The following is a 19,137-nucleotide window of genomic DNA, read 5'->3' on the forward strand; positions in this document are numbered from 1 at the left end:
GACCGGCTGACTGCCTCGGCCCTCATCGGCTGCTGACAACTTGCTGACAACTACTGCGCTGCTTCAACCGCTTCACCCTACTGCGGCCGACGATCACGGTGCGCCCGCACCGCCACCGACCGGGGCGTCCCCGCTGGGGGGCTCCTCGCGCGGCGCCAGGGAGGCGAGGTCGCCAGTGTCCCCGAGGCGCACGAGGAAGGGACGCAGTCGTGTGTAACGGATCGCGGTGATGGAACACGGTTCTACAGAGATCCGCTGGAAGAGGTCGAGATGAAGTCCGAGTGCGTCCGCGACAAGGGATTTGATGATGTCGCCGTGCGAGCACATGACGTAGACGGCGTCGCCGCCGTGGTCGCGCTCCACGCGCGCGTTCCACTCGCGCACCGCTTCGGCCGCCCGCGTCTGCATGGCCCGCATCGACTCTCCGCCGGGGAACGCGGCCGCGGACGGATGCGCCTGTACGACCTCCATCAGCGGCTCGTCCTTCAGCTCGGCGAGCTTGCGGCCGGACCAGTCGCCGTAGTGCGCCTCCCCGATCCGCTCGTCGGTGTGCACACGCAGCTCGGGGCGGGCGTCGAGCAGCGGCTGCACGGTCTCCTGGCAGCGCTGCAGGGGGCTGGTGACGACCTCGGAGATCGGCAGCGCCGCGAGCCGCCCGGGCAGCGCCGCGGCCTGCTGGGCGCCGCGCTCGTCGAGGGCGACGCCGGGCGTCCAGCCGGCGAGCAGCCCAGCGGTGTTGGCGGTCGAGCGTCCGTGCCGTACGAGAATCAGGGTGGGCATGCGGCCCAGCGTAAACGGGTGGCTCGGGGACCCGGAGGGGCCTGTGGACAACGGCGGCCGGAGTGCGGTGGCGGCCGGGCGGCGGGAGAATACGCTCCGTGATCGTCGACTGCGCCATTTACCATCACGGGCGCCGGACGGAGGCCCCCGAGGACCTCTCCGACGCCCTGGATCTGGCACGCGCCGAGGGCGACGCGTTCATCTGGATCGGGCTGTACGAGCCGACGGAGCAGGAGTTCGACCTCGTCACCGAGGAGTTCGGGCTGCACCCGCTGGCGGTCGAGGACGCCCTCAAGGCGCATCAGCGGCCCAAGCTGGAGATGTACGACGATTCGCTGTTCGTGGTCCTGAAGCCGGTCGCGTACGAGGCGGAGAGCGATGTCGTCACCACCGGTGAGGTGATGGTGTTCATCGGGGACGCCTTCGTGGTGACCGTCCGGCACGGCGAGTGCTCGCCTCTCGCGCAGGTGCGCCGCCGACTGGAGGAGGACCCGGAGATGCTGCGGCACGGGCCGACGGCGGTGCTCTACTCGATCGCCGACGCCACGGTCGACCACTACCTGGAAGTGGCGACCGAGCTCCAGACGGACCTGGAGGAGCTGGAGGCGGAGGTCTTCTCGCCGAGCGGCGGCGGTTCACGGCACACCGCGTCCAGGATCTACACGTTCAAGCGGCAGATCCTGGAGTTCCGGCGGGCCACGGTCCCCCTGACCGTTCCGCTGACCCGGCTCTCGGGCTCGGGCGCCGCCGGCACCCCGGTGCCGTTCGTGAACGAGAAGGCGCAGCCCTTCTTCCGCGACGTCAACGACCATCTGGCCCGTGTGAACGAGTCGGTGGAGGGCCTGGACCGACTGGTCTCGGACATCCTCGCGGCGCATCTCGCGCAGATGAGCGTGCGCCAGAACGACGACATGCGGAAGATCTCGGCGTGGGCGGCCATGGCCGCGGTCCCCACGATGATCGCCGGCATCTACGGCATGAACTTCGACCACATGCCCGAGTTGCACTGGCTCTGGTCGTACCCGGTGGTGATCCTGGCGATGGTGGCGCTGGAATTCCTGCTGTACCACCTCTTCAAGCGGCGAGGCTGGCTGTGACCGGCGCGCGACCGGTTGGGCGACGTACGGAGGGCCCGCGACCGCGGGTCACACCGCCTCCGGTGCGGGGGGCGCGGGGCCGCCCAGGGCGTCGCGGTGTTCCGGCATCTTCAGGGAGACCATGCGGCGCCAGCCCGCGGCGCGCTCGTAGGCGTAGACGGTGTGGATGGCCGCGGCGAGCGTCGCCGCCCTGGCCCTCGACCAGCCGAGAATGCCTCCCATGTGGGCCATCACGGCAAGACTGACGTCCCGGTAGACGCGGATCTCGGCGAGCGCGCACGCGCGCAGCGTCCGCCGGATGGCTGGGCCGTGTCCGGCGGACGCGAAGCGGAGCAGCTCCTCGTGGCAGTAGGCGAGGTGCCGGTCCTCATCCTCGGAGATCATCCGGACCGCGCGACCGATGTCGGGATGGTCGGCGAAGTGCCTGAGCAGCAGCTCCATCTGCTCGGAGGCACGCTGCTCGGTGACCCTGCTGTGGGCGAGGTAGGTGACGATGTCCCGTACGGTGAGTCGCTGCCGGCTCTTCAGCTTGTCGTGGGCGAGGCCGATCCCGTGCCGTTCCAGGAGCATCGTGTAGTCGGTGTCGGCCGGGACCTCGACCGGCGTGAGGCCGCGCTTGTGCATCAGGGCGTTGAAGATCCGCCCGTGCTTGTCCTCGTCGGCGCCGTGCCGGGTGATCTTCGGGGCGAGTTCGTGTGCGCTCGGCGGAACGAGGGCGGCGATGCGCGCGTTCTCCCAGCCACCCTGCGACTCCCCGCTGGCGGCGATGGAGCAGAAGAGCCGGAACGAATCGTCGTTGTCGAGGATCTCCTGGAACAGACTCTTGGCCGACAGCATCGATGACACCCTTTCCGCAGGGTCCGCAGAAAACGAGTCAAATGGGATGCCGAGGGCGCGGCAACCGATGTGTCGGACAAATGCGCCGAACGAAGGATGACGGGGCGGGCCCGAGCGCGTAACCCAGGGCACGCCTGCGCGTTGTTCCCCGTGACGGCCGTGGCGGGGAAGACCCCCCGAGCCCCCACCACGGCCGCGGAACTTCTTCCGTCCCTCCGGGGGAAGAGTTGCGACGCGTTACGCCAGACCGGCCCGCTCCAGCGCGTCCGAGCCGGCGCGGAGCGAGGCGATCCGGTCCTCCAGCGTGAAGCCGGCCGGCGACAGCGTGAGCGTGGTGACACCCGCCTCCGCGTAGGCCTTCATCCGCTCGGCGATGCGGTCCACGGAGCCGAGCAGGGTGGTCTGGTCGATCAGCGCGTGCGGAACGGCGGCGGCCGCGCCCTCCTTGTCGCCGGACAGGTACTTGTCCTGGATCTCGGCGGCCTCCTTCTCGTACCCCATGCGCTGGGCGAGCTGGTTGTAGAAGTTCTGCTTACGGCTGCCCATGCCGCCGACGTACAGCGCGGTGTAGGGGCGGAACATGTCGGCGAGCGCCGTCACGTCCTTGTCGGCGCCGACGGCGAGCGGCAGCGTCGGACAGACGTCGAAACCCTCCATGGTCTTGCCGGCCTTCTCTCGACCCGCGCGCAGATGGCGGAGCGCGGTGTCCTCGAGGTGCTCGGCCGAGGGGAAGATCAGCAGGGCGCCGTCGGCGATCTCGCCGGTCTGCTCCAGGTTCTTCGGGCCGATCGCGGCGATGTACAGCGGGATGTGCTCGCGCTGCGGGTGCACGGTCAGCTTGATCGGCTTGCCCGGGCCGTCCGGCAGCGGCAGCGTCCAGTGCTCACCCTCGTACGACAGCCGCTCGCGGGTCATCGCCTTGCGTACGATCTCGACGTACTCGCGGGTGCGTGCCAGCGGCTTGTCGAACTTGACGCCGTACCAGCCCTCGGAGACCTGCGGCCCGGAGACGCCGAGGCCGAGGCGGAAGCGCCCGCCGGAGAGCGAGTCGAGCGTCGCGGCGGTCATCGCGGTCATCGCGGGCTGACGGGCCGGGATCTGGAAGATCGCCGAGCCGACGTCGATGCGCTCGGTCTTGGCGGCGACCCAGGTGAGCACGGTGGCCGCGTCCGAGCCGTACGCCTCGGCGGCCCAGCACACCGCGTATCCCAGTCGGTCGGCCTCCTGGGCGACGGCGAGATTGTCCGCGTCCATTCCGCCGCCCCAGTAGCCGAGGTTGATCCCGAGCTGCATGGCCGATCCCCTTACCGATCAGTAACGTCCCTTGTGCCGCAGACCCTAGCGCGCTGGTGGGCGCGGTGACAGGAACGGCTTCAGGTCTGATCATCCAGGTTGTCCACAGGGCCCCCACGACGCGAGTTTTGGCCAGTAATCTCGGCGTCCATGGAGCAGAGGCATCTCGGCCGTACCGGCCTGCGTGTGTCCCGGATCGGACTCGGCACCCTCACGTGGGGGCGGGACACCGACGAGCACGACGCCGCGGAGCTGTTGAAGGTGTTCTGGGAAGCGGGCGGGAACCTCGTCGACACCGCGGATGTGTACGGGGACGGGGAGTCGGAGTACCTGCTCGGACAACTCATAGAGGGGCTCGTGCCGCGTCGCGACCTGGTCATTTCCACGAAGGCGGGCAGTGTGCCCGACCCGGACCGGCGATTCGACGGCTCGCGCGGGCATCTCCTGTCGGCACTCGACGCCTCGCTCCAGCGCCTCGGCACGGACTACGTGGATCTGTGGCACGTCCACGCCTTCGACCCGGACACCCCGCTGGACGAGACCCTCCAGGCGCTCGACCTCGCGGTCAGCAGCGGTCGCGCGCGGTACGCGGGGGTGTCCAACTTCTGCGGCTGGCAGCTCGCCAAGGCGGCGACCTGGCAGCTGGCGGCGCCCGGGACACGGACGCGGATCGCGAGTACGCAGATGGAGTACTCCCTGCTCCAGCGTGGCGTGGAGCGGGAAGTGCTGCCCGCGGCGCTCGACCTCGGCGTGGGACTGCTGCCGTCCTCCCCGCTCGGGCGGGGTGTGCTCACCGGGAAGTACCGGGGCGGCACACCGTCGGACTCCCGGGGCGGCTCGGAGCACCTCGCGCCGTTCGTCGCGCCGTACCTGGACGACACGGCGAGCGGCATCGTGGACGCGGTGACGACGGCGGCGGACGGCCTCGCGGTCACGCCGTTGCAGGTCGCCCTCGCCTGGGTCCGCGACCGGCCAGGTGTCGCCGCCCCGATCGTCGGCGCGCGCAACGCGCAGCAGCTCACGGCCGCGTTGTCAGTGGAGACCCTTAGTCTTCCTGACGAGATCTGCCGGGCGCTCGACGACGTGTCGGCACCGGTGCACCACTATCCCGATCACGACTGGAGCACGCTGTGAGCACGGAGCCCGAGACCACGGAGGAAGTGGAGCCGGGGACGCCGGGCGCGGGAGCGACCGCCGACCCGCAGGACGTGGACACGGATACGGATACGGACGCGGACACGGATACAGACGCGGCCGCGGTCACGGACGCGGTCGAGGGCGGCGCGGAAACCGAAGGCGCGGCGGACGCCGCGAAGCTGTCCGAGGCAGAGGCCGAGTTGGCGGCGCAGCGGCTGGAGCGGGAGCGGATCGAGCGGCGGAAGGCCGAGAAGCAGGGGCCGATCGCGGCCGGGACCAAGCTCAGCGGGACGGCCGCCGATCTGCTCGCGGCGGTGCGGGCCGTGGAAAGCGGCGAGAAGCCCGTGGCCACCGCCTTCCGTGAGCCCGAGCCGACGCCGCGCAGGGCGGTCGCCCCTGAGCCCGTGCCGCGCCCGCAGCCGGTGGCCGCCCCGGCCGAGACCTCGGCGGCCCCCGCACCGGAAGCCGCCGCCGCCGTACGCGCCGTACTGGTCGAAGGCGGCGCACCCGACACCCTCGCACCGAGTGCCCTCGCGGCACTCGGCGAGGGCGCGGACGGCCGGCTGCGCGAGGACCCCTGGCAGTTGCTGCGCGTCGCCGGGGTGCGGCCCGAGCAGGCCGACGGGTTCGCCCGCGCGCTGCTCGGCGCGGAGTGCCGCCCGGACGACGAGCGGCGCGGGCGGGCGGTCACCGTGTGGCTCCTCGAGCAGGCGGCCCTCGCCGGGCACACCGCTCTCGACGCCCCGGCGCTCACCGCCGCGCTCGCCCAGCGCGCGGTGCCGGATCCGGACGCGGCCGTGCAGAGCGCCCTCGCGGAGGGGGACGCGCTGGTCTTCCAGGACGCCCTCGACACCGCGCCCCCGGCCCAGGAGGAGGGCGCCGAGGAGTCCGAGGAGCGCCCGGTCCGCGTCCTCATCGGCCTGGAGCGGTACGCGCTGGCCGAGGAGAGCCTCGCCGACGGACTGGCCCGGGTCATGAACTCCGTACCGAAGACCGACGGCTCCGCCGACGGATGGGAGCAGGCCGCCGCGTCGGCCACCCGCTCCGCCGCGGAGCTGATCCGGGCGGTCGCGGGCCACGGCCTGGTCCTGCACACCGGCGGGCACGCGTCGCAGGCCGAGGCGGCGGCACTGCTGCACGCCGCGCGCGGTCTCGGCCTGCGCGGCTGGGCGGCTACCCACACGCCGAGCGGCCGCGACGACTGCACGGCCCGGATGGCGCGGTACGACCTGGCGGACGGCTCCTCGGGCGACGCCGGGGACGGGCCGGTCACCGGGGTCGCCACCGTCGCGGGACTCCTCTCGGGCACCGAGGGCCCGGGCCGGGACGCGGAAGGCGCCTTCGACCTGGACCTCCTGGTCGTCCTGGACGCACCGCAGCTGGACGTCGAGACGGCGGCGATGCTCGCCGAATCGCTGCCGGACGGCACGCGGCTGGTGCTGAGCGGGGACCCGGGAGTGCTGTGGTCGGCGGGTCCGGGGCGGGTCTTCGCCGATCTGCTCGCCGCCCGGGTGTGCCCGCAGGTGGCCTCGCGGACGCCGGACCCCGGCCCCGTCGGGGAGCTGGTCTCCGGGGTCGGCATCGGCGAGCTGAACCAGGTCGAGGCGCCCGGCAAGGAAGTCGTGATCGTCCCCGTGCGGGACGCCGGCGAGGCGGTGCACCGGACCGTGCAGCTGGTCGCGGACTCGGTGCCGCGCGCCATCGGCATCCCGGCCGAGCAGACGCAGGTGATCACCCCGGGGCACGGCGGCGCCGTCGGCACCCGCGCACTCAACAGCGCGCTCAAGGAGCGGCTGAACCCGGGCCCCGGCCGCTTCGGGGGCTTCGACCCCGGGGACCGCGTCGCCCACTCCCCCGCTCCGGGTCGTACGACGGTGGGGCACGTGGTGAAGGCCGATGCCGACGGGCTGCACCTGGAGTGCTCGGGTCTGCCCGTCGTCGTACCGAAGGAGCGGGTGGAGCAGTCCGTACGGCACGGCTGGGCGCTCACGGCGCACCAGGCGGTCGGTCTGCGCTGGCCCGCCGCGGTCGTGGTGCTCCCCGGTGACGCCGCGGCGGCCCTGACCAGGCCTTGGGTCTACACGGCCTTCGGCCGGGCCGAGCGCCATCTGTCCGTGGTCCACGGGGTGGAGCAGGCCCTGCAGCGGGCGGTGGCCGAGGTCCCGCAGAAGCCCCGCACCACGCGCCTGCCCGCCCTGCTCAAGGCACAGGTCCCGGCGGCGGGCTGAGCCGCCGGCCAGGGACACGGCTCCCGTACGCGGGAAGGTGGCGGCCACCGGGCTTCCGGTGACCGCCACCTTCCGGTGACGCGGTGCTCAGCGCTCCCGCGACGGCCTGCTCAGGATCTCCTTCGACGCGGTGCTCAGCGATCGGCGTCCAGCGGCTCCAGATCCCCGTCCTCGTCCAGTTCGGAGTCCGGGGCGAGGTCGTCCTCCAGCTCGTCGTCCTCCGACTCGTCGTCGAAGACCGCGCTGACGTCGAAGCGGCAGACCACGCGCTGCGGGTCGATCGCCTCGAAGGGGGTCTCCAGCCACTCGCCGGGGTCGGCCGGTTCGTCGGCGGCCGTGACCCAGAGTGTGGAGTCGCCCTCCTCCAGGCCGAACTCCTTGTGCCGGGAGGCGATCTCGTCCGGCTCGAACTCGCCGAACAGGACCCCCAGCGCCCCGTGCACCGTGCCGGACGCCGCGTCGAAGCCCGCGGCCGCGGTGGCCCCGTTCTCCTCCACGGCCTCCACCCGCTGGGCCTGTGCCAGCAGTCGCTGCGGCTCCACCACCGCGTAGTCCCGGCGGATCAGCACGCTCAGCGCGTTCGGCTCCTCGGGGCCCGTGTACGGCGGCAGCGTGTCGTCGCTGCCGGGGATCTCGAAGGGAGTGACCTCGTCATAGCGGTCGTAGAGCAGCTCGTCGTACTCTTCGGCCGCGGCGGCCAGCTCGTTGAACGCCTCGTATACGGCCGGGTCGTCATCGCCCGACCTGCGCTCGACCGCGGCCAGGTGGCGGTCGAGTGCGGTCTTGACAGCCTCGGCGGCGGCGCGTACCTCGGCAGTGGTGGGCTGCACAGCATCAGACATAGTGCAGACGCTATCCGTACAGGGCCTCTGCCCGCACAATAGATGCGATGCCGGAATACGAATTTGTCGACGTGTACGTGCCGCGCGGGGTGTCCCGCAAGGAGACGACACGCCTGCTGACGGACCATGCGGAGTACGGACACTGGGAGTTGGACCGCCTCAGCTTGCACCGCGACGGCAGCCGCAAGGTGCGGCTGCGCCGGCGGATCATCCGCCAGGTGCGTGCCACGTGGTGAGCGAAAGCGGCTGAAACGGAGCGGGCCCCGCCCGACGTGCGGACCCGCTCCGATCGCTTCGCCACAGGGGATGTCTGTGGCGAAGCGATCACGCCTGCCCCGGCCCCCGTTCCAGGCCCGGACACTTCTCTCTGTCCTGCCGACCTGTCCTGCCGACTACGCGCCTGAGCGCGCCCGGCGGTAGAGCACGGCGCCCGCCAGCAGCGCGCCCGCGCCCGCCGGGATCACCGCGCCGATCGGCAGGTCACTGCCGGTGTGGGCGAGCTGCGCCGCGGCGCTCTGCGGCTGGGAGACGTTCTGCGTCCCCGGGTGGTTGGGGTGCGAGGCGGGCGGCGTACCCGGGGTTCCGGGGTGCCCGGGCGTACCCGGGTGTCCGGGATTCCCGGGCTGACCCGGGTTCCCGGGGTGTCCGGGCTGACCGGGGTGCCCCGGCTGTCCCGGGTTCCCGGGCTGACCCGGCTGTCCCGGGTGACCAGGGTGTCCCGGGTGACCAGGGTGTCCCGGGTGACCAGGGTGTCCCGGGTGTCCCGGGTGACCAGGCTGACCGGGGTGGCCGCCGCCGGGCGGATAGTGGGTGTGGCCGCCGTGTCCGTTCGCGCAGTCATTGCCCATCGCCGGGTTGCCGACTCCGACGACGTTCACGCTGTTGCCGCACACGTTGACCGGCACGTCGATCGGCACCTGGACGTGGTTGCCGGAGCCGACGCCCGGCGAGCCACTCGCGTGCCCGCCGGCGTGGGAGCCGCCGCCCGAGTGCGAACCGCCGCCCCCGTGCCCCCCGGCGGACGACCCACCGCCGTCGTTGACGCACTTGTTGCCCATCGCCGGGTTGAGCAGCCCGACGACGTTCACGGTGTTGCCGCAGACGTTGATCGGCACGTGCACCGGTGCCTGCACCGTGTTGCCCGACAGCACGCCGGGCGAGTTGGAACTGGCGCCGCTCGCACCCGAGTCGGCGTGTGCGTAGCCTCCGGTCGCGGCGAGTACGCCGGTCGCGGCCGCCACGGTCATCAGGCCCTTGCGGGTGACCTGTCGCATAGCTGAATTCCCTGCCTTAGTCCTTGGCTTGGACCCTCCGGAAAGCGCACGCATCCGTCCCGTGCGTGCGCCGAAAGCCGGTCGGCCCCGGAGCGCATGGCGCACGCTCCGGGGCCGACGGGCTCAGACCCTCATGGGGTGAGGCACAACGTCACTTGTTGATGCAGGTGTTGCCGAAGGCGGGGTTCAGCAGCCCGATCACGGAGACCGTGTTGCCGCAGACGTTCACCGGGACGTGAACCGGCACCTGGATGACGTTGCCGGAGATGACGCCCGGGGAGTGCACAGCGGCACCCTGGGCACCCGAGTCGGCGACAGCCAGGCCCGCACCCGCGAGAACCAGACCACCAGTGGCAGCCGCAGCAGCGACGACCTTCTTGATCATTATTCCTCCTTGTAGGCAAATGCGATCCCCAAGTAGCGGATCACATCACCTGTAACGAGGAAGAAGTATTTGAGCTACGAGCTTATGGTCCCATTCACCCGTCCCGGGCGATCTCCGCACGTACGGGCGATTGCGGGCGTCAACGTGTCATGACGCCTCGATGAAATCGCGTCATGACGCCTCGATGAAGCGGTCGAGTACGCGGACGCCGAACTTCAGCGCATCCACCGGCACCCGCTCGTCGACCCCGTGGAACATGCCCGCGAAGTCCAGCTCCGGCGGCAGCTTGAGCGGGGCGAAGCCGAAGCAGCGGATGCCGAGGTCGGCGAAGGACTTGGCGTCGGTGCCGGCCGAGAGCATGTAGGGCACGGCGCGCGCGATCGGGTCCTCGGCGGACAGCGCGGTCTGCATGGCGTCGACCAGCGCCCCGTCGAAGGTGGTCTCCAGCGCCTTGTCCGCGTGCACGTCCTCACGCTTGACCCTCGGTCCGAGAATCCGGTCCAGGTCGGCGAGGAACTCCTCCTCGTACCCCGGCAGGTAGCGCCCGTCGACATGCGCGGTCGCCTGCCCCGGAATCACGTTGACCTTGTATCCGGCACCGAGCTGGGTCGGGTTGGCGGTGTTCTGCAGGGAGGCGCCGATGAGCTTGGCGATGCCGCCGAGCTTGGCGAGCGTCTCGTCCATGTTCTCCGGGTCGAGCTCGGTGCCGAGCGCGTCGCCGAGCTCGTCGAGGAAGTGCCGCAGCGTCTTCGTCACCCGGACCGGGAACTTGTGCCGCCCGAGCCGTCCGACGGCCTCGGACAGCTCGGTGATCGCGTTGTCCTTGTGGATCATCGAACCGTGCCCGGCGGTGCCGTCCACGGTGAGCTTCATCCAGTGCATGCCCTTCTGGGCGGTCTCGACGAGGTACAGCCGCAGCTTCTCGTTGACCGTGAAGGAGAACCCGCCGACCTCGCCGATCGCCTCGGTCACGCCCTCGAAGAGGTCGGGGTGCTTGTCGACGAGGTGCCGCGCGCCCCACGTACCGCCGGCCTCCTCGTCGGCGAGGAACGCGAGGACGATGTCACGCGGCGGCCTGCGCCCGCTGCGCAGCCGGTCCCGGACGACCGCCAGCGTCATGGCGTCCATGTCCTTCATGTCGACCGCGCCGCGGCCCCACACCATCCCGTCCGCGATCTCGCCGGAGAAGGGGTGATGGGTCCAGTCCGCCGCGTTGGCCGGTACGACGTCGGTGTGGCCGTGGATGAGCAGCGCGGGGCGCGAGCGGTCCTCGCCCTCGATACGGGCCACGGTCGACGCGCGTCCCTTGTGCGACTCGAAGATCTGCGGCTCGAGCCCGACCTCGGCGAGCTTCTCGGCCACGTACTCCGCGGCCTTGCGCTCACCCGGCCCGGAGTGGTCCCCGTAGTTGCTGGTGTCGATCTGGATCAGCTCGCGACAGAGGTCCACGACCTCGTCCTCGCCAGAGACGCTCCTGGCCGTGTTCGACTCGCTCACGCTGCTTCCTCCCACTGTCACTGCTGGTGGTCCCCCCTCATCCTCTCCCCCACCCCCTCCTCACCCCAAGGCCGGACCCGGCCCGTCACACGCCGTTCACGCGGCGACGGGGTGTGACCGGGGGCCCTCGAAAGCCTGGTAATGTTTCCTCTGTCGCCGCGAGGGAAACCCCGCGCGACAAACACCTTGTCCGGGTGGCGGAATGGCAGACGCGCTAGCTTGAGGTGCTAGTGCCCTTTATCGGGCGTGGGGGTTCAAGTCCCCCCTCGGACACACAGAGGAGTGAGGGCCGCGACCACCAGGTCGCGGCCCTCACTCGTTGCACGCATCGCAAGCCTCAACTCGTCGTGTTCGCCGCGTTACGGACAGATGTGGGGCAGATCTCGTCAGGATGACATACCCCCATGTCAGAGCCCCGTCGCCACACCGGAATCAGTGGTTCCGGTGCCCTCGTACGGCGTCCTCACATGGCTGATGACCAGGTACGCGACTAGCGTCGTACTAAAATTCAAGGCTTGTTTGGAGCTGGACCGGAATATCCACAGGCATACCTGCGGGCCCACCAGCTCCCCGGACGCTCCGGGAACGACACGTGAGGACCCGATGGCAGCCCTCGAGCAAGGCCCCGCACTCGCGCTGTTCGACGAGGAGGTGCGCGCGGAGTTCGGCGACCCGGCGCGCTTCTCCGCCTCCGTCGCCGCCTCGCCGCGCACGCTGGTCGACATCCTCGACGCCACCGTCCGGGCCCACCCCGACGAGCCCGCCCTCGACGACGGCCACCGGGTCCTCACCTACCGCGCCCTGGCCGTCGAGGTCGAGGCCCTGCGGCGGCGGCTGAGCGGCGCCGGGGTGGGCCTCGGCGACCGGGTCGGCGTCCGCGTCCCCTCCGGCACCAACGAGCTGTACGTCGCCATCCTCGCCGTACTGGCCGCGGGCGCCGCCTATGTGCCGGTGGACGCCGAGGACCCCGACGAGCGGGCCGAGCTGGTCTTCGGCGAGGCGGAGGTGCGGGCGGTCATCGGGGCCGGGCACCGGCTGACCGTCAACGGGACCTCCGAGGTGCCCGCCGCACGCCCCGATGTCGAGCACGACGCCTGGATCATCTTCACCTCCGGGTCCACGGGCAAGCCCAAGGGCGTGGCCGTCAGTCACCGCAGCGCCGCCGCGTTCGTCGACGCCGAGGCGGAGCTGTTCCTCACCGAGGACCCGATCGGGCCCGGTGACCGGGTCATGGCGGGCCTGTCCGTCGCCTTCGACGCCTCCTGCGAGGAGATGTGGCTGGCCTGGCGGTACGGCGCCTGCCTGGTGCCCGTGCCGCGCTCCCAGGTGCGCAGCGGCGCCGACCTGGGGCCCTGGCTGGTCGAGCAGGAGATCAGTGTCGTCTCGACCGTGCCGACGCTCGCCGCGCTCTGGGAGCCGGAGGCCCTGGCCGACGTACGGCTGCTGATCTTCGGCGGTGAGGCCTGCTCGCCCGAGCTGGTCCAGCGGCTGGTGACCGAGGGCCGTGAGGTGTGGAACACCTACGGGCCCACCGAGGCGACCGTCGTCGCCTGTGCCTCCCTCATGACCGGCGAGGAGCCGATCCGGATCGGGCTGCCACTGAACGGCTGGGAGCTGGCCGTGGTCGACGAGGCCGGCGAGCCCGTGGCCATGGGCGACAGCGGCCAGCTGGTGATCGGCGGGGTCGGTCTCGCCCGGTATCTCGACGCCGAGAAGGACGCGGAGAAGTACGCGCCGCTTCAGGCGCTCGGCTGGGAGCGGGCGTACCGCAGTGGTGACCTCGTCAAGGCCGAGCCGGAGGGGCTGATCTTCCTCGGGCGGGCCGACGAGCAGATCAAGCTCGGCGGGCGCCGCATCGAGCTCGGCGAGGTCGACACGGCGCTCCAGGCGCTCCCCGGTGTGGCGGGCGCCGCCGCCGCCGTCCGGACCGCCCGCAGCGGAAACCAGCTGCTCGTCGGCTATGTCGTCACCCAGGAGGGCTGGGACCAGGCAGCCGCCGTCGAGAAGCTGCGCGCCGAACTGCCCGCGGCCCTCGTCCCGCTGCTCGCCCCGGTCGCGGATCTGCCGACCCGTACTTCGGGCAAGGTCGACCGCAACGCGCTTCCCTGGCCCCTGGAGGGCCTGGAGACCGGCGGTGCGAAGGAACAGCTCTACGGCACCGAGGCCTGGCTCGCCGAGCAGTGGAGCGAGGTCCTCGGCATCCCTGTCGGCGGCGGGTCCGACGACTTCTTCGCGATCGGCGGTGGCAGCCTCGCCGCCGCCCAGCTCACCACCCGGCTGCGCGCCCGCTACCCCAGCGCCGCCGTGCTCGACATCTACCAGCAGCCCGTCCTGCGCAAGCTGGCCCGGCACCTGGAGAAGTCCGCGCAGGACGACGGCGGCGATCGGGTGATCGCCCCGGTACCGCTGCGCGCCAAGGTGGCCCAGCTGTTCCTGCTGATCCCCCTGTTCACGCTGATGGGGCTGCGCTGGACCGTGGCGCTGGCCGCGCTCGGGAACGTACTGCATTGGTTCGGTCCCTACCCCTGGGCGCCGAGCGCCCCGTGGTGGCTCGTCGGCGCCGGCGCGGTCGTGCTCTACAGCCCGCCGGGGCGGCTCGCGATCGCGGCGGGCGGGGCGCGGCTGCTGCTGCGCCGGGTGAAGGCCGGGCGCTACCCGCGCGGCGGAAGCGTGCATCTGCGGCTGTGGACCGCCGAGCGGCTGGCCGAGTTCAGTGGCGCGGCCTCGCTGACCGGGTCCTGGCTGGAGCGGTACGCGCGTGCCCTGGGCGCCAAGGTCGGCAAGGACGTCGATCTGCACTCGCTGCCGCCGGTGACCGGCATGCTCAAGCTGGGCCGGGGTGCCGCCGTCGAGTCCGAGGTGGACCTGTCGGGGCACTGGCTGGACGGTGACCGGCTGGAGATCGGTCAGGTCAAGGTCGGCGCCGGTGCGGTGGTCGGGACGCGCAGCATCCTCTTCCCGGGCGCGCGCGTCGGCAAGCGGGCCGAGGTGGCGCCGGGCTCGGCGGTCGCCGGGCAGATTCCCACCGGGCAGCGCTGGGCCGGAGCGCCCGCCGGCAAGCTCGGCAAGGCGAAGCGTGCCTGGCCCAAGGAGCGTCCGCGCCGGGGTACGTACTGGCGGGCGATGTACGGCGCGACCGGTTTCGCGCTGACCGCGCTGCCCGTTCTTTCCGCCGTGGCCGCGCTCCTGGTGGCTCATCTGTTCGTGAGCGCGGACGCCGGGCTCGGTGCGGCCCTGCGCGGCGCGGCGCTCGCGCTGGTCCCGGCCACGCTCGCCTTCGGGCTCGCGTACGCGCTGCTGCTCCTGGTCGGTGTGCGTCTGCTCAGCCTGGGCCTGCGCGAAGGCACGTACCCGACGCACAGCCGGATCGGCTGGCAGGCCTGGACCGTCACGCAGCTGATGGACCGCTCACGCGACACGCTGTTCCCGCTGTACGCGGGACTGATCACGCCGGTGTGGCTGCGGCTGCTCGGCATGAAGATCGGCCGGGGTGCCGAGGTCTCCACCGTCCTCGCGCTGCCGAGTCTCACCACTGTGGGCGAGGGCGCCTTCCTCGCCGACGACACCCTGACCGCGCCGTACGAACTGGGCGGCGGCTGGATGCGGATCGGGCGTGCCGAGATCGGCCGCCGGGCCTTCCTGGGCAACTCCGGGATGACCGCGCCGGGCCGCAGCGTGCCGGACGGCGGGCTGGTCGGGGTGTTGTCGGCGACCCCGAAGAAGGCGAAGAAGGGCAGCTCGTACCTGGGTCTGCCGCCGGTGAAGCTGCCGCGCTCGACGCAGGACGGCGATCAGAGCCGTACCTACGACCCGCCCGCGCGGCTGCTGTGGGCGCGGGCCCTCGTGGAGCTGTGCCGGATCGTGCCGGTGTTCTGCTCGGCGGCGCTGGCGGTGCTGACCATCGCCGCGCTGAGCGCGCTGGGCGTCTGGGCGCCGCTGCTGGCCGGAATCGTATTCCTGGGCGTCGGTGTGCTGGCCTGCCTGACGTCCATCGTGGCGAAGTGGCTGCTGGTGGGCCGGCACCGGGCGGGCGAGCACCCGCTGTGGAGCGGTTTCGTGTGGCGCAACGAGCTTGCGGACACCTTCGTCGAGGTCGTCGCGGTGCCGTGGCTGGCGGGATCCGTGCCCGGTACGCCGCTGATGACGGCGTGGCTGCGCGGCCTCGGCGCCCATATCGGCAAGGGCGCATGGATCGAGAGTTACTGGCTACCCGAGACGGACCTGGTGACCCTGGAGGACGCGACCACGGTCAACCGGGGCTGTGTCCTGCAGACCCACCTCTTCCACGACCGGATCTTGCGGACGGATACTGTTGTCCTCCGTGAGGGCGCCACCTTGGGCCCGGGCGGAATCGTCCTTCCCGGCAGCACAGTCGGGGCGCGCAGCACGCTGGGACCCGCCTCGCTCGTCATGGCGGCGGAATCCGTCCCCGACGACACCCGCTGGCTGGGCAACCCGATCGAGGCATGGCGTTCCTAGGCGCGGCCCGTACGGCGTCCGGGGACGGTGCACCGGCACGTCGTACGAGCACAGCGCAGGGAGCAGACGCAAGCGTGAGCGTTCAGCAGACAGTGGGTTCGGACCCGTACTTCCCGGCCAACGGTGATCCCCGTTACCGGGTGCACCGGTATGAGCTCGCGCTGGACTACCGCCCCGGCCCCAACCGGCTGTCCGGCACCGCGCGGCTCAACGCCATAGCGGGCCGGGCTCCACTGGCCGAGTTCCAGCTGAACCTGGCCGACTTCCGGATCGGGCGGGTCCGGGTGGACGGCAAGGCACCGCACTACACGCACCGGGGCGGCCGGTTGCGCATCCGCCCGCCGAAGCCGATACGGGCCGGGGCCGCGTTCACCGTGGAGGTGCACTGGTCGGGCAACCCCAAGCCGGTCCCCAGTCCCTGGGGCGAGCTCGGCTGGGAGGAGCTGGAGGACGGGGCGTTGGTGGCGAGCCAGCCGATCGGCGCGCCCTCCTGGTACCCGTGCAACGACCGCCCCGCCGACAAGGCCTCGTACCAGATCTCGATCACGACGCCGTCGTCGTACTCGGTGGTGGCGGGCGGTCGGCTGCTCACCCGCACGACGAAGGCGTCGACGACGACCTGGGTGTACGAGCAGGCGGCGCCGACCTCCAGCTATCTGGTCGGGCTGTCGATCGGGAAGTACCAGACGGTGCTGCTCGGCGACCCCGGGCTCGGCGGCGTACCGCAGACGGGGCATCTGCCCGCGCACCTGCTCGCCGCGTTCTCCCGGGACTTCGCGCGGCAGCCCGCGATGATGGAGCTGTTCGAGCAGATCTTCGGGCCGTATCCGTTCGGCGAGTACGCCGTCGTGGTGACCGAGGAGGAGCTCGATGTCCCCGTCGAGGCACAGGGGTTGTCGCTGTTCGGCGCCAACCACGTGGACGGGGCGCGGGGTTCGGAGCGGCTGGTCGCGCACGAGCTGGCGCACCAGTGGTTCGGCAACAGCGTTTCCATCGCGGACTGGCGGCACATCTGGCTGAACGAGGGCTTCGCGAAGTACGCCGAGTGGCTGTGGTCGGAGCGGTCGGGAGGCCGTACGGCCCAGCAGTTGGCCGCTCTCGCGCACCGCAAGCTGTCCGGGCAGCCGAAGGACCTGGTGCTGTCCGACCCGGGCCGCAAGCTGATGTTCGACGACCGGCTCTACGAGCGTGGCGGGCTCACCCTGCACGCGCTGCGCTGCGCGATGGGCGACGACGCCTTCTTCCGTATGCTGCGCGGCTGGGCCGCCCTGCACCGGGGCGGCGCGGTCACCACGGCGGTGTTCACCGCGCATGCCGCCCGGTACTCGGCCGAGCCGCTGGACGACCTGTTCGGGGCCTGGCTGCGTACGGCGAAGCTGCCGCCGCTGCCCACCCTGGCCGTACCGGTCGCGCCGATGCCGGCCCGCCCGACGTACCCGCCGACCAACGCCGACTCGGCGTAGGGCCCTCCGGGCCGGGAGAGAGGCCCCTCCGGGCTGGGAGAGAATGGCGGTCATGACCAGTCGTAGCTGCCCGTGCGGGCTGCCCGAGCCGTACGCGCGGTGCTGTGGGCGCTTCCACCGCGGTGAGGCGCCCGCGCCGACCGCGGAGCGTCTGATGCGGTCGCGGTACTGCGCCTTCGTCAAGGAGGACGAGGGGTATCTGCTGCGGACCTGGCATCCGCGGACACGGCCGGCGCGGGTCGACTTCGACCCGGGGATGCGGTGGACGGGTCTGGAGATCCTCGACACGGGGCAGGGGTCGGCCTTCCACTCCGTGGGGACCGTGACCTTCCGGGCCTCCTACCGGGGCGGTTCGCTGCACGAGCGGAGCCGGTTCGAGCGGGTCGACGGGGCCTGGGTGTACGTCGACGGCGACTTCCTGGGGTAGGACGCCTACGGCGCGAGGATGTCCAGTTCCTGGAGCGCGCCGACCGTGATCTTGCGGGTGAGTTCCTCGGCGCGGGACGCGTCGCCCGCGCGGACCGCCTCCGCGACCTGGACGTGCAGGGTGACGGCGGCCGGGTCGGGGTCCTCGAACATCACCTCGTGGTGGGTGCGGCCCGCGAGGACCTCGGCGACCACGTCACCGAGACGGGCGAACATCTCGTTGCCGGAGGCGTTGAGGATCACCCGGTGGAAGGCCATGTCGTGGACGAGGTACTCCTCCAGCTTGTGGCCGCGTGAGTTGGCCACCATGCCGAGGGCGCACTCGGTGAGCTCCGCGCACTGCGCGGCGGTGGCGTGCCGGGCGGACAGGCCCGCGGCGATCGGTTCGACGGCGGAGCGCAGCACGGTGAGCGAACGCAGCTGGTGGGGGCGGTCGGCGCCGGCCAGCCGCCAGCGGATGACCTGAGGGTCGAACACGTTCCATTCCGCCTTGGGGCGGACCGTGACGCCGACGCGGCGGCGGGACTCGACCAGGTACATGGACTCCAGCACCCTGACCGCCTCGCGCATCACGGAGCGTGACACCTCGAAGCGCTGCGCGAGTTCGTCGGTGCGCAGCACGCTCCCCGGCGGGTACTCGCCCGCCGTGATCGCCGGCCCGAGGGATTCCAGTACCTGTCCGTGCAGCCCCCGGCCCCGTGTGGTCATGGGGTCAGCGTACGAGGCGGGGCTCTGGAACAAAAAGTCAGACTTATATGTCACACACTCTTGAATTCGTCGTACCTAATGAGTTTCAGTGTCGTCGACATCAGATGTCGACGAAGACAGTGAGAGCACGATGCAGCAAGTGCGCACCCCCCATGTCGTCGTGGTCATGGGCGTCGCAGGCACCGGCAAGACCACCATCGGTCCCCTGCTTGCGGCCCGGCTCGGCGTTCCGTACGCCGAGGGCGACGACTTCCACCCGCAGGCCAACATCGCCAAGATGTCGGCCGGGACCCCGCTGACGGACGACGACCGCTGGCCGTGGCTGGACGCCATCGGCCGTTGGGCGCACGACCGGCACGGGCTCGGCGGGGTGGTCAGCAGTTCGGCGCTCAAGCGCAGTTACCGCGACCGACTGCGGGCCGAGGCGCCCGGGGTCGTCTTCGTCCATCTGACCGGTGACCGCGCGCTCATCGAGGACCGGATGTCGCACCGTCAGGGGCACTTCATGCCGACGGCGCTGCTGGACTCGCAGTTCGCCACCCTCCAGCCGCTGGAAGCGGACGAGGCGGGTGTCTCCGTGGACGTCTCCGGCGACCCCGGGGAGATCACCGAACGGGCCGTGACCGCACTCCAGGGGCTTGCCCAGCCCTCTCTGTAACACCTTCCCCACGTACGTTTCTCAAGCAAGGGA

The 19,137-nt window shown here is 71.4% G+C and carries 16 protein-coding genes and 1 tRNA gene; 9 read left to right on the forward strand and 8 right to left on the reverse strand.

Annotated features, from left to right (window positions below; all coding sequences use genetic code 11):
* Positions 1–93 precede the first annotated feature (93 nt).
* Positions 94–780, reverse strand: coding sequence for a histidine phosphatase family protein (locus OG798_RS14805; protein WP_067365234.1), 687 nt, complete (start codon positions 778–780; stop codon positions 94–96).
* A 98-nt stretch (positions 781–878) separates the two neighbouring features.
* Here OG798_RS14805 and corA point away from each other — a divergent pair, with 98 nt between their 5' ends.
* Positions 879–1,877, forward strand: a complete 999-nt coding sequence (gene corA, locus OG798_RS14810) for a magnesium/cobalt transporter CorA (RefSeq protein WP_121416633.1) — start codon at positions 879–881, stop codon at positions 1,875–1,877.
* Positions 1,878–1,925: 48 nt separating this feature from the next.
* On the opposite strand, the gene OG798_RS14815 is transcribed toward corA, so the two are convergent.
* On the reverse strand, positions 1,926–2,714 hold the full coding sequence (locus OG798_RS14815) for a ferritin-like domain-containing protein (RefSeq protein ID WP_328757184.1): 789 nt from the start codon (positions 2,712–2,714) through the stop codon (positions 1,926–1,928).
* A 237-nt stretch (positions 2,715–2,951) separates the two neighbouring features.
* Complete coding sequence (locus OG798_RS14820) at positions 2,952–4,007, reverse strand: LLM class F420-dependent oxidoreductase (RefSeq protein WP_095855548.1); 1,056 nt, start codon at positions 4,005–4,007, stop codon at positions 2,952–2,954.
* A 150-nt stretch (positions 4,008–4,157) separates the two neighbouring features.
* Here OG798_RS14820 and OG798_RS14825 point away from each other — a divergent pair, with 150 nt between their 5' ends.
* Both OG798_RS14825 and OG798_RS14830 read left to right on the forward strand, forming a co-directional pair.
* Positions 4,158–5,141: an aldo/keto reductase gene (locus tag OG798_RS14825; RefSeq protein WP_095855547.1), complete on the forward strand. Its 984-nt coding sequence runs from the start codon at positions 4,158–4,160 to the stop codon at positions 5,139–5,141.
* Positions 5,138–7,372 (forward strand): helix-hairpin-helix domain-containing protein, encoded by a 2,235-nt coding sequence (locus OG798_RS14830; RefSeq protein WP_328757186.1) that lies wholly within the window; start codon positions 5,138–5,140, stop codon positions 7,370–7,372. The genes OG798_RS14825 and OG798_RS14830 overlap by 4 nt, the downstream gene beginning before the upstream one ends.
* Before the next feature lie 134 nt (positions 7,373–7,506).
* Here the strand turns inward: OG798_RS14830 and OG798_RS14835 are convergent, their stop codons facing one another.
* The gene (locus OG798_RS14835; protein WP_267061361.1) at positions 7,507–8,214 is read right to left on the reverse strand and encodes a hypothetical protein; all 708 of its coding nucleotides are present in this window, start codon (positions 8,212–8,214) and stop codon (positions 7,507–7,509) included.
* A gap of 47 nt (positions 8,215–8,261) precedes the next feature.
* Between OG798_RS14835 and OG798_RS14840 the strand changes: the two genes are divergently transcribed.
* Entirely contained in the window at positions 8,262–8,450 is a 189-nt protein-coding gene (locus tag OG798_RS14840; protein WP_095855545.1) for a DUF5703 family protein, read from the forward strand.
* Between the two features lie 156 nt (positions 8,451–8,606).
* On the opposite strand, the gene OG798_RS14845 is transcribed toward OG798_RS14840, so the two are convergent.
* The 3 genes from OG798_RS14845 to OG798_RS14855 all read right to left on the reverse strand — a co-directional run bounded on the left by OG798_RS14845 (position 8,607) and on the right by OG798_RS14855 (position 11,370).
* Entirely contained in the window at positions 8,607–9,488 is an 882-nt protein-coding gene (locus tag OG798_RS14845; RefSeq protein WP_328757188.1) for a chaplin family protein, read from the reverse strand.
* 151 nt (positions 9,489–9,639) lie between these two features.
* The gene (gene chpH / locus OG798_RS14850; protein ID WP_054231124.1) at positions 9,640–9,873 is read right to left on the reverse strand and encodes a chaplin ChpH; all 234 of its coding nucleotides are present in this window, start codon (positions 9,871–9,873) and stop codon (positions 9,640–9,642) included.
* A 171-nt stretch (positions 9,874–10,044) separates the two neighbouring features.
* Positions 10,045–11,370, reverse strand: coding sequence for a M20/M25/M40 family metallo-hydrolase (locus OG798_RS14855; protein ID WP_121416630.1), 1,326 nt, complete (start codon positions 11,368–11,370; stop codon positions 10,045–10,047).
* A gap of 188 nt (positions 11,371–11,558) precedes the next feature.
* Between OG798_RS14855 and OG798_RS14860 the strand changes: the two genes are divergently transcribed.
* From OG798_RS14860 to OG798_RS14875, 4 genes are all read left to right on the forward strand, one after another.
* Positions 11,559–11,643 (forward strand) — tRNA-Leu (locus OG798_RS14860).
* 330 nt (positions 11,644–11,973) lie between these two features.
* Entirely contained in the window at positions 11,974–15,849 is a 3,876-nt protein-coding gene (locus OG798_RS14865; RefSeq protein ID WP_328757189.1) for a Pls/PosA family non-ribosomal peptide synthetase, read from the forward strand.
* A 74-nt stretch (positions 15,850–15,923) separates the two neighbouring features.
* Positions 15,924–17,312 carry a M1 family metallopeptidase gene (locus tag OG798_RS14870; RefSeq protein WP_267061364.1) on the forward strand — a complete coding sequence of 463 codons (1,389 nt, stop codon included), beginning with the start codon at positions 15,924–15,926 and terminating at the stop codon, positions 17,310–17,312.
* Positions 17,313–17,364: 52 nt separating this feature from the next.
* Entirely contained in the window at positions 17,365–17,739 is a 375-nt protein-coding gene (locus tag OG798_RS14875) for a YchJ family protein (RefSeq protein ID WP_159055199.1), read from the forward strand.
* Positions 17,740–17,744: 5 nt separating this feature from the next.
* Here the strand turns inward: OG798_RS14875 and OG798_RS14880 are convergent, their stop codons facing one another.
* A complete protein-coding gene (locus tag OG798_RS14880; RefSeq protein ID WP_095855540.1) occupies positions 17,745–18,446 on the reverse strand; it encodes a FadR/GntR family transcriptional regulator in 702 nt (233 codons plus the stop codon).
* 130 nt (positions 18,447–18,576) lie between these two features.
* Between OG798_RS14880 and OG798_RS14885 the strand changes: the two genes are divergently transcribed.
* Entirely contained in the window at positions 18,577–19,104 is a 528-nt protein-coding gene (locus OG798_RS14885) for a gluconokinase (protein WP_095855539.1), read from the forward strand.
* Positions 19,105–19,137: the final 33 nt, after the last annotated feature.

The organism is Streptomyces sp. NBC_00271 (assembly GCF_036178845.1).
Classification (GTDB): Bacteria; Actinomycetota; Actinomycetes; order Streptomycetales; family Streptomycetaceae; genus Streptomyces.

Excerpts from the sequence above, each read along its gene's own strand:
- OG798_RS14875 (WP_159055199.1), top strand. The coding sequence starts at position 17,365 with ATGACCAGTCGTAGCTGCCCGTGCGGGCTGCCCGAGCCGTACGCGCGG.
- OG798_RS14825 (WP_095855547.1), top strand. The coding sequence starts at position 4,158 with ATGGAGCAGAGGCATCTCGGCCGTACCGGCCTGCGTGTGTCCCGGATC.
- OG798_RS14845 (WP_328757188.1), bottom strand. The coding sequence starts at position 9,488 with ATGCGACAGGTCACCCGCAAGGGCCTGATGACCGTGGCGGCCGCGACC.
- OG798_RS14880 (WP_095855540.1), bottom strand. The coding sequence starts at position 18,446 with ATGACCACACGGGGCCGGGGGCTGCACGGACAGGTACTGGAATCCCTC.
- OG798_RS14885 (WP_095855539.1), top strand. The coding sequence starts at position 18,577 with ATGCAGCAAGTGCGCACCCCCCATGTCGTCGTGGTCATGGGCGTCGCA.
- OG798_RS14835 (WP_267061361.1), bottom strand. The coding sequence starts at position 8,214 with ATGTCTGATGCTGTGCAGCCCACCACTGCCGAGGTACGCGCCGCCGCC.
- chpH (WP_054231124.1), bottom strand. The coding sequence starts at position 9,873 with ATGATCAAGAAGGTCGTCGCTGCTGCGGCTGCCACTGGTGGTCTGGTT.
- OG798_RS14865 (WP_328757189.1), top strand. The coding sequence starts at position 11,974 with ATGGCAGCCCTCGAGCAAGGCCCCGCACTCGCGCTGTTCGACGAGGAG.
- OG798_RS14820 (WP_095855548.1), bottom strand. The coding sequence starts at position 4,007 with ATGCAGCTCGGGATCAACCTCGGCTACTGGGGCGGCGGAATGGACGCG.
- OG798_RS14815 (WP_328757184.1), bottom strand. The coding sequence starts at position 2,714 with ATGCTGTCGGCCAAGAGTCTGTTCCAGGAGATCCTCGACAACGACGAT.
- OG798_RS14840 (WP_095855545.1), top strand. The coding sequence starts at position 8,262 with ATGCCGGAATACGAATTTGTCGACGTGTACGTGCCGCGCGGGGTGTCC.
- OG798_RS14805 (WP_067365234.1), bottom strand. The coding sequence starts at position 780 with ATGCCCACCCTGATTCTCGTACGGCACGGACGCTCGACCGCCAACACC.